This window comes from Phycicoccus elongatus Lp2, assembly GCF_000367525.1.
Classification (GTDB): Bacteria; Actinomycetota; Actinomycetes; order Actinomycetales; family Dermatophilaceae; genus Phycicoccus_A; species Phycicoccus_A elongatus.
The window spans coordinates 598,317-607,487 of the sequence record NZ_HF570956.1 but is presented as its reverse complement, the minus strand read 5'-3'; the positions used below and the strand labels follow the sequence as shown (position 1 = coordinate 607,487).

Genomic DNA, 9,171 nt, shown 5'->3' with positions numbered 1-9,171 from the left:
CGGCCGCCGCCGCGGCGCCTGCGCAGGCCCCGGCTGCTCCCGCGGCTCCGGCCGCTGACACGTCCGGCCTGCGCGGCACCACCCAGCCCATGTCGCGCCTGCGCAAGGTGATCGCCAAGCGGATGGTCGAGTCCCTGCAGATCTCTGCCCAGTTGACGACGGTCGTGGAGGTGGACGTCACCAAGGTGGCCCGCCTGCGCGACCGCGCCAAGGGTGACTTCGAGAAGCGTGAGGGCACCAAGCTCAGCTTCCTCCCGTTCTTCGCTCTCGCGGCGGTGGAAGCGCTCAAGGCCTACCCGACCGTCAACGCGAGCATCGACGGTGACGAGGTCACCTACCACGGCTCCGAGAACCTCGGCATCGCCGTCGACACCGAGAAGGGCTTGCTCGTCCCGGTTCTGAAGAACGCCGGGGACCTCAACATTGCCGGCCTGGCCCGCGGGATCGCTGACGTCGCGGATCGCACCCGCAACAACAAGATCACCCCGGACGACCTGGGTGGCGGAACCTTCACGATCACCAACACCGGGTCGCGTGGGGCGCTCTTCGACACCCCGATCATCAACCAGCCACAGGTCGCGATCCTGGGCACCGGCTCGGTCGTGAAGAGGCCGGTCGTGGTCAAGGACGCCGACGGTGGCGAGACGATCGCAGTCCGGTCGATGGTGTACCTCGCCCTGTCCTACGACCACCGGATCGTCGACGGTGCGGATGCCGCGCGCTTCCTCACCGCGATGAAGGCTCGTCTCGAGGACGGCAACTTCGAGGTCTGATCCGCATCACGGCACACCAGTGAGCGGCCCATCCCCCGGCAGGGATGGGCCGCTCACTGGTGTCACGCAGGCTCGGACACCGACCAGAGCTGCCACCGGCCGTCGAGCCAGCGAACCTCCAGATCGAGGGGATCCCCGGCCGTCGGCGCCACCTCCCGCGTCCCGCGGGGGCCGCTGATTCGATGTGCGGCGACGTCGATCCGGGAGCGCAGGACGAGCCGATCGGTCCCAGCACCCTCACGGATCGTGACCGTTCCTGCCGTCATGGTCAGTGCCTCGGCACGCTCCCCTGCGGCGATCAAGGCCTCGCGGTCCGCGGTGTCAGCGGTGGCAGCCGGGCTGCCGGCCGCGCTGAGGTCGTGCCACGCCTGCCCAGCCGGGTCCGACCAGGCACGGGCGCGCAGATCGGCCAGGGCCTGGACCAGACCCGTCGCGGTCGCCACATCGATGCTGCGCAGGTGCAAGGGGTCCACCATCGGCTCAGGCGCGGAATCGGCCGCGGTCGGCATGACGCGCTTGACCGATCCGGCCGATGTGCCCGCGCGTGCACCCCCACCTGCGGCGGCACGATCCGCGATCGCGCCCCAGGCGCCACCGGCCAGGACGAGCAGGCCCGCGGTGAGCACCAAGGGCACCAGCCAGACGCGCAGACCACGCACGAGCCTGGTCATGGCCGATTCGGTATCGCGGTCAGCCGACTGCTGCGCGCGGCGGCCGAGCATCGACCTCCGGGCCGCGATCAGGCGGTCGCGTCGACCAGGTGGGGTCGGCGCCGCGGCACCCTCGGCCATGGCCGCGCGGATCCGACGTGTGATCCCGTGGCCGGGGTCGGTCCCTGTCGTGGGCAGTGGTTCGGCAGTGGCTGCGGCAAACACCTGCTCTGCCAATCGATCGGCGTCAGGGCGCTCCGCCGGGTTGAGATCGGCGGCACGGGCCAGGGCTCGTCGGAGTGGCTCGCTCACCACGCCCTCCTTTCGGTCGCGACCGAACGGTGGAACGCCCAACCGCGGTTCGCGCCCGGTGAGGGCGAACCACCCCAGGGCCCCCACGGCATATACATCGGAGGCGGGGGTGGGGTCGGCCCCTCCCACGGCGACCTCGGGGGCAACGAAGCCGCCCGTGCCCCAGACTTCGCGTGCGCCCAGTCCGCGCCCGTGGGCCGCACCGAGATCGATCAACCGGGGTCGCCCGTCGGCATCGAGGAGGACGTTGTCCGGTGACACATCACCGTGGACCAGACCCAGGGCATGCAGCCGTGCCAGAGCCTGGGCCAAGGGCACGAGCAGCGAGACCGTCTCGCCCGAGGTGAGGACACCTCTGGCGTCGACCAGGCCACGCAGGGATCCTCCGTCCATCAGGTCCATGACGACCGCCACCTGACCATCGCCGAGGGTGAGTACCTCGTGGACCCGCACCATGTCCGGATTGTCGATCGAACCGCCCAACGCATCGGCGCCGCACGAGGCCACGACCTTGATGGCTCGGTCGGCGCGATCGGCCACTCGAGTGGCCCGCCAGACCGTGCCCTGCGCTCCGGTGCCGAGCGGGAGGGTCAGGACGTACCCCGGGACGACGGGTGGTTGGGGCTCGGGTGTGCTGTCCATGGCTCCACGATGACGCAGACCACAGGTGCCGCGGAGGTTGTCCACAGGCACCGGCCTGAGAGACTGACCGGCATGCCTGCAGACCAGCCCACCATCGTCGCGACCTCCGGCGGCTATCGCTATGGCGAACGCATCCGGCTCGAGTTCAACGCGCTGGTGCACCACGCGGTCGATCTCTCCGGTGTCCACGGCCGGCGGCCCCGGATGACCTTCGTGGGGACCGCGAGCGGCGACCAGGCCCACGCCAATCATTGGATTGTCCAAGCCGGTCAGCACGCCGGCATCGAGGTGACCTGTCTCGACCTCTTTCCGATGCCGAGCAGCGACGACGTCCCCGGTCTGCTGCTGGGCAGTGACGTCGTGTGGGTGCAGGGCGGCTCGGTCGCGAACCTGCTCGCGGTGTGGGCGGTGCATGACCTGGGTCCGGCAATGCGGGCGGCCTGGGAGTCCGGCGTGGTGCTCGCCGGGGTATCGGCCGGATCGATCTGCTGGTTCGTCGGGGGCTGCACGGACTCCTTCGGGCCGGAGCTGCGCCCCGTGACCAACGCCCTGGGGCTGCTCCCCTATGGCAACGGCGTGCACTACGACTCCGAGGCTTCGCGGCGCCCGACCATCCACCGCCTCGTCGGCAACGGCACCCTCCCGGTCACCCACTGCAGCGACGACGGCGTCGGCTTGGTCTACCACGGCACCGAGTTGGTCGAAGCCGTCGCCGAGGTGGACGGCAAGGGCGCCTACGTCGTCGAACGCTCAGGTGCCGAGGTCGTGGAAACGCGGATCGAGCCGCGTCGGCTCAAGAACCCCTGACGCCGAGGAGGTGTGCCGTGAGCCGCCGGCGCGGCATACCTCCCACCCGGCGCGGCTAGGTTGGTCTCATGCGTTTCGAGCACCTCGGTTTCGCCCCGAACTTCGTCGACTACGAGACGGCCTGGTCGTACCAACGCGAGGTGCACGCAGCCGTGGTCGCCGGCGACCTGCCCGACACGACCCTGCTGCTCGAGCACTCGGCGGTCTACACGGCGGGTAAGCGCACCGAGGACCGACAGCGACCGGTGGACGGGACGCCGGTCATCGAGGTCGACCGTGGCGGCCTCATCACCTGGCATGGTCCGGGCCAGCTGGTCGGCTACCCCATCGTCTTCCTCAGGGCCGTGCCGATCGATGTGGTCGCCCATGTGCGCCGGCTCGAGGAGGTCATGATCCGCACGTGCGCTGACTTCGGGGTGGCCGTCGAGCGGGTCGACGGGCGCAGCGGCGTGTGGGTGCGCGCCGACGAGGGGGGCGGTGATCGCAAGCTCGGGGCCATCGGGGTCCGCGTGAGTCGCCGGGTGACCATGCACGGTTTTGCGCTCAACTGCGATGCCGACCTCTCGTGGGCCGACAACATCATCGCCTGCGGCATCGAGGATGCCGGCGTCTCCTCCCTGACCCGCGAGGCGGGCCGGACCATCACGGTCCCCGAGGTGCTCCCCCACGCCGAGAAGCACCTCATCGACGTCCTGGGGTGAAGCCGGTCGACGTGATCCGGGGCTCGTCTCTCAGCGCGTCACCGCCGATCCTCGGGCCCCGCCGGGATGGGTCGTCGCCGCCGGATGATCGGCTGGCCCGGACCGGCGCACGACAGTGTCGGGTCGTCGGCGAGCATCGCACTCACGGTCTGCTGCTCGGGCAGCTCGTCGACGGGGTCGGTGACCGCGCCGCGACGGATGAGCGCGGCGACGGCCTCACGACGACGAGCCACCGTGCGACCTTCGGCCGTCAGTGGGGTCTGGACCACCACGCCGGAGGGTGCGGTCACGACCATCAGGGCCTGGCGACCCGACCATCGCCGGAGCAGCCAGACCGCGGGAGCCAGGATCGCCACGATCCCCATCTCGACCATCAGGAGGGCGATCGGGAAGACCGCGAGAGCCACCGCGACGAGGGGAAGCTCGTCGAAGAGGTCGTGCATGAGCCGGCGCCTGCCCAAACCAGGGACCGACGTGGATCTCCCGATGAGCCACCACCCGGGCACCCACGGCAGGACCCGGCCGCGCACGGTCCACTCCCGGCCGTCCGGATCGGTGACCGTGGACGCCTGCCATGGCCGCAACTCCCGGTCCCCCTCGATCGCACCCTCGTCCGCGCCGACCGCCGCGTCATCGGTGGTCGCCCACCCCAGAGTCAGTTCGTTGTCCATGTCGATCACGCTAGGGAAATCCCCGAAGCCGCCTCCCGGTTTTCCACAGGCTCCGGCTCCAGTCGGGCACCCTTCGGCCGGGCGTAGGCTTGGAGAACCATGACTGTCGCACCCGAGGGACGCCGCCTGCTGCGCGTCGAGGCCCGCAACTCCGACACCCCCATCGAGCGCAAGCCCGAGTGGATTCGCACGACGGCCAAGATGGGGCCCGAGTACACCGCGATCCACTCGATGGTGAAGACCGAGAAGCTCCACACGGTCTGCCAGGAAGCCGGGTGCCCGAACATCTTCGAGTGCTGGGAGGACCGCGAAGCGACCTTCCTCATCGGCGGCGACGTGTGCACCCGCCGCTGCGACTTCTGTGACATTGCGACCGGCCGACCGACTGCGCTCGATCTCGACGAGCCGCGCCGCGTCGCGGAGTCGGTGCAGCGGATGGGCCTGCGCTACGCGACCGTCACGGGTGTGGCGCGCGACGACCAACCCGACGGTGCGGCATACCTCTATGCCGAGACGATCCGGCAGATCCACGCCCTCAACCCCAACACCGGCGTCGAGATCCTCCCGCCCGACTTCGGCGCGGTGCCCGAGCTCGTCGGCCAGGTCTTCGACGCCCGCCCGGAGGTCTTCGCGCACAACCTGGAGACGGTGCCGCGGATCTTCAAGCGGATCCGCCCGGCCTTCACCTACGAGAAGTCACTGCGCGTCCTGACGATGGCGCGCGAGGCCCAACTCGTCACCAAGTCCAATCTCATCCTGGGCATGGGCGAGGAGGAGCACGAGGTCGAGCAGGCGATTCGCGACCTTCACGATGCGGGCTGCGACATCCTCACGATCACGCAGTACCTGCGCCCCTCCAAGCTGCACCACCCGATCGACCGGTGGGTCAAGCCCGAGGAGTTCGTGCACTGGAGCGACGTCGCCACCGACATCGGGTTCAAGGGCGTCATGGCCGGCCCACTGGTTCGGTCCTCCTATCGCGCCGGCCGGTTGTATGCCGCGGCGATGGCCAAGTGGGGTCGCCCTCTCCCGGCGCACCTGGCGCACCTCGGCGAGGGCAATACGGAGCCGGCCCGCCAAGAGGCCGCATCCTTGGTCGCCCGCGCGGCGCGCCCGTAAACTTGGTCCCCACCTGATCTCTCGGGGCGCACGGCCCCAACCCAGACCGCAGCAGGAGCGAGCCACCGTGGCCGACGACAAGAAGACCGGCGAGAAGCAGCCCGGCCGGATCGCGCAGATCCGCCAGAGTTATCAGGCGATCAAGAGCATCGACCCCAAGATCGGGTGGTTCATGCTGCTCGCCGCCGTCGCGACGTTCGTCGTGATCGCCGGGATCGGGTTCGTCCTGGGCGGCTTCTGGCGCTGGTACATGATCCTCGTCGCGCTCCCGGCAGCGGCGCTCGCGGCGGTCGTTGTCATGAACCGGCGCGGCAACACCGCGATGTACAACGCGCTCGACGGACAACCGGGCGCCTCCGGTGCCGCCCTCATGGGCATGGGCAAGCGCGGCTGGTTCACCTCGCAGGAGCCGGTTGCCGTCGACGCGATGCGCGGCACGAAGGTCACCGACATGACCGGCGCCGCCATGGTCTTCCGCGCGCTCGGGCGCCCGGGCATCATCCTCATCGGGGAGGGCCCCGCCGGTCGCGTGCAGAAATTGCTCAAGGCCGAGGAGAAGAAGGTCTCGCGGGTCGCTCCAGGCGTGCCGATCCACCTCTGGGTCGCCGGCGAGGGCGAGGACATGGTCTCGGTGCGCAAACTCGGCAGCAAGATGACCCGGATGCGTCCAGTGCTCACCAAGGACGAGGTCTCGGTCGTCAACAAGCGCCTCAAGTCGCTCCCGAGTGTGCGGTCAGCGATCCCCGCCGGCGTGGATCCCACCAAGGTGCGCATGAGCCGGAGTTCGCTGCGCGGCAAGTAACCCTCCCTTGCGTCCGGCAAGGTGGTTGGTATGCCGTCCACGCGCCGGACGTAGCGATCAGCGCCGGACGCAACGATCAGCGCCGGACGAGGACCGTCCCGGCGATGACGTCGTGGAAGCCACGACCGTCGCGGGACGGGACGGCGAAGACGACGAGCGCGAGCAGGAGCGTGCGCACCAGCACCTGGAGGGGGTAGAACCCGGGACGCACCTGGCGCAACTGCAGTCCGGTGACGTAGTGGCCGAAGGTCGCGGCGACGACACTCAGGCACAGCACGGTCAGGGCGATCCAGGCAAAGAGACGATAGAAGACCTCGATCCCCTCAACAGCCCCGAAGGCCTGGCGGGCAAAGAGGAAGACGACCAGGTCGGCGACCAGCCAGTCGATGAAGATGCCCAGGAGTCGCCTGCCGAACGGGGCCAGCGACCCCGGCCCGGCGGCCGGAAGCCCGAGGAGCTGACCGGCATACCCATCGGGGGCGGGCGTGGACTCGGTGGGTCGGTCAGCGGGGGGCGGGGGCACCGAACTACTCTAGGGGCACCCGCCGATGCCCAACGCATGGTCAGGGCATCTCGCATCCTGGGACACAGCGGTCTGTTACACCGCCGAAACATCCGGGTCACGGTCGAGAAATGGCCCGCTTCTAGCGTTGTGGCAACGCACCGGGCCGGCGCACGGCCCACCACCGATCAGGAGGCTCCACCTTGTTCAGCTCCGCTGACGAAGTTCTCGCCTACATCAAGGACGAGGACATCAAGTTCGTCGACATCCGTTTCTGCGACCTGCCCGGCATCATGCAGCACTTCAACGTGCCGGCGGAGTCCCTCGACGAGGACTTCTTCACGGTCGGTCAGGCCTTCGACGGCTCCTCGATCCGCGGCTTCCAGGCGATCCACGAGTCCGACATGAAGTTGCTGCCGGACGTCGCGACGGCCTACCTCGACCCGTTCCGGGCCGAGAAGACGCTCATCATGAACTTCTCCATCGTCGACCCGTTCACCGACGAGCCCTACAGCCGCGACCCGCGCAACATCGCGGCTAAGGCCGAGGCCTACCTGAAGTCGACCGGCATCGCCGACACCGCCTACTTCGGCGCCGAGGCCGAGTTCTTCGTCTTTGACGACGTGCGCTTCAAGACCAGCGCCAACGAGTCCTTCTACTTCCTCGACTCCAAGGCCGCCGTGTGGAACACCGGCAAGGTCGAGGAGGGCGGCAACCTCGGCTACAAGCCGCGCATGAAGGGCGGCTACTTCCCGGTCTCCCCCGTCGACCACTTCGCCGACCTGCGCGACACGATGTGCCTGACCCTCAAGGAGGTCGGCCTCACCGTCGAGCGTTCGCACCACGAGGTTGCCTCCGGCGGGCAGCAGGAGATCAACTACCGCTTCAACACCCTGCTCCACTCCGGCGACGACATGATGAAGTTCAAGTACGTCATCAAGAACGAGGCTTGGCGGCACGGCCAGACGGCCACCTTCATGCCGAAGCCGATCTTCGGTGACAACGGCTCGGGCATGCACACGCACCAGTCGCTGTGGAAGGACGGCGAGCCGCTGTTCTACGACGAGCGCGGCTACGGCGGCCTGTCCGACATGGCCCGCTGGTACATCGGCGGCCTGCTCAAGCACGCCCCGGCGCTGCTCGCCTTCACCAACCCGACGGTGAACTCCTACCACCGCCTGGTTCCGGGCTACGAGGCGCCGGTCAACCTCGTCTACTCCGCGCGCAACCGCTCGGCGTGCATCCGCATCCCGATCGCGGGGACCTCGCCGAAGGCCAAGCGCATCGAGTTCCGGATCCCGGACCCGTCGTGCAACCCGTACCTCGCCTTCGCCGCGCAGCTCATGGCTGGCCTGGACGGCATCAAGAACCGGATCGAGCCGCCGGAGCCGATCGACAAGGACCTCTACGAGCTGCCCCCGGAGGAGCACGCGGAGATCAAGCAGGTGCCGGGCTCGCTCCCCGAGGTGCTCAACGCGCTCGAGGAGGACCACGAGTTCCTGCTCGAGGGTGACGTCTTCACCCAGGACGTCATCGACACGTGGATCGAGTACAAGCGCAAGAACGAGATCGACCCGATCCGCTTCCGCCCGCACCCGCACGAGTTCGAGATGTACTACGACATCTGACAGACGTCGTAGACCCGAAAGGGCCCCTGACCTGCAGTGATGCAGTGTCAGGGGCCCTTCCGCTTGGCCCGATCGGGGCCAAGTACCGCAGAAATACCGCAGGAGATCCGTTGAGCTGCTGGCGACGGCTCGTGATGGCCCGCGCGGCGTCCCTTGCGTGTCGGTGTCACCAGCGACAATGGTGGGGTGACCGACCAGCCCGCGCAGCCGCCGTACCGCGGCCAGATTCGGCAGGTGATCGGTCGGCAGGCCAAGGGTGGCAAGCGAACCGGACTGCCCAAGATTCATGAGCTCGACCTTGAGCACGCCGGTGGCAAGCTGATCTCGGCGCGAGGTCACCAGCCACCGGCCGGAGATGGTGCCCGCACCGCAACCGGTGTCTGCGCGATCGAGCGTGGCCAGTTCCCGTACTGCCCGATCTGCCTTCGCGAGGATGTGCCAGCTGACACGATGGAACACGTCCCACCGACGGCATTCGGCGGGACAGTAATGGCAAACACCTGCGCCGACTGCAACAACCGCCTGGGTTCTCGCACCGAGGCCGCCCTTCAAGACTGGTACGAC

Annotated in this window: 9 protein-coding genes and 1 pseudogene; 7 read left to right on the top strand and 3 right to left on the bottom strand. The window is 68.7% G+C overall.

From position 1 onward, the window contains the following. Positions 1-773, top strand: a 773-nt coding sequence (locus tag BN10_RS02840) for a 2-oxo acid dehydrogenase subunit E2 (RefSeq protein WP_084310887.1), incomplete at its 5' end; no start/stop codon positions are given. Between the two features lie 62 nt (positions 774-835). Here BN10_RS02840 and BN10_RS15500 read toward each other — a convergent pair. Then, a complete protein-coding gene (locus BN10_RS15500; protein ID WP_010849654.1) occupies positions 836-2,377 on the bottom strand; it encodes a protein kinase domain-containing protein in 1,542 nt (513 codons plus the stop codon). A 72-nt stretch (positions 2,378-2,449) separates the two neighbouring features. Between BN10_RS15500 and BN10_RS02830 the strand changes: the two genes are divergently transcribed. Together BN10_RS02830 and lipB are read left to right on the top strand one after the other, a co-directional pair. After that, positions 2,450-3,184 (top strand): Type 1 glutamine amidotransferase-like domain-containing protein, encoded by a 735-nt coding sequence (locus BN10_RS02830; protein WP_010849653.1) that lies wholly within the window; start codon positions 2,450-2,452, stop codon positions 3,182-3,184. A gap of 68 nt (positions 3,185-3,252) precedes the next feature. Continuing rightward, positions 3,253-3,885: a lipoyl(octanoyl) transferase LipB gene (gene lipB / locus BN10_RS02825; RefSeq protein ID WP_010849652.1), complete on the top strand. Its 633-nt coding sequence runs from the start codon at positions 3,253-3,255 to the stop codon at positions 3,883-3,885. A 38-nt stretch (positions 3,886-3,923) separates the two neighbouring features. Here lipB and BN10_RS02820 read toward each other — a convergent pair whose 3' ends face one another. Then, positions 3,924-4,556, bottom strand: a complete 633-nt coding sequence (locus tag BN10_RS02820) for a hypothetical protein (protein ID WP_010849651.1) — start codon at positions 4,554-4,556, stop codon at positions 3,924-3,926. A 99-nt stretch (positions 4,557-4,655) separates the two neighbouring features. On the opposite strand from BN10_RS02820, the gene lipA reads away from it, so the two are divergent. Both lipA and BN10_RS02810 read left to right on the top strand, forming a co-directional pair. After that, positions 4,656-5,675 carry a lipoyl synthase gene (gene lipA, locus BN10_RS02815; RefSeq protein ID WP_010849650.1) on the top strand — a complete coding sequence of 340 codons (1,020 nt, stop codon included), beginning with the start codon at positions 4,656-4,658 and terminating at the stop codon, positions 5,673-5,675. Positions 5,676-5,742: 67 nt separating this feature from the next. Then, complete coding sequence (locus BN10_RS02810; RefSeq protein WP_010849649.1) at positions 5,743-6,477, top strand: DUF4191 domain-containing protein; 735 nt, start codon at positions 5,743-5,745, stop codon at positions 6,475-6,477. A gap of 76 nt (positions 6,478-6,553) precedes the next feature. Here BN10_RS02810 and BN10_RS02805 read toward each other — a convergent pair whose 3' ends face one another. Continuing rightward, positions 6,554-7,000, bottom strand: a complete 447-nt coding sequence (locus tag BN10_RS02805) for an RDD family protein (RefSeq protein ID WP_010849648.1) — start codon at positions 6,998-7,000, stop codon at positions 6,554-6,556. Between the two features lie 182 nt (positions 7,001-7,182). Here BN10_RS02805 and glnA point away from each other — a divergent pair, with 182 nt between their 5' ends. After that, positions 7,183-8,607 carry a type I glutamate--ammonia ligase gene (gene glnA / locus BN10_RS02800; RefSeq protein ID WP_010849647.1) on the top strand — a complete coding sequence of 475 codons (1,425 nt, stop codon included), beginning with the start codon at positions 7,183-7,185 and terminating at the stop codon, positions 8,605-8,607. A gap of 186 nt (positions 8,608-8,793) precedes the next feature. Continuing rightward, positions 8,794-9,156: pseudogene (locus tag BN10_RS18205) on the top strand (HNH endonuclease); the annotation flags it as partial. Positions 9,157-9,171 lie beyond the last annotated feature (15 nt).

Coding starts and splice junctions, on each gene's coding strand:
- BN10_RS15500 (WP_010849654.1), bottom strand. CDS start 2,377: ATGGACAGCACACCCGAGCCCCAACCACCCGTCGTCCCGGGGTACGTC.
- BN10_RS02830 (WP_010849653.1), top strand. CDS start 2,450: ATGCCTGCAGACCAGCCCACCATCGTCGCGACCTCCGGCGGCTATCGC.
- lipB (WP_010849652.1), top strand. CDS start 3,253: ATGCGTTTCGAGCACCTCGGTTTCGCCCCGAACTTCGTCGACTACGAG.
- lipA (WP_010849650.1), top strand. CDS start 4,656: ATGACTGTCGCACCCGAGGGACGCCGCCTGCTGCGCGTCGAGGCCCGC.
- BN10_RS02820 (WP_010849651.1), bottom strand. CDS start 4,556: ATGGACAACGAACTGACTCTGGGGTGGGCGACCACCGATGACGCGGCG.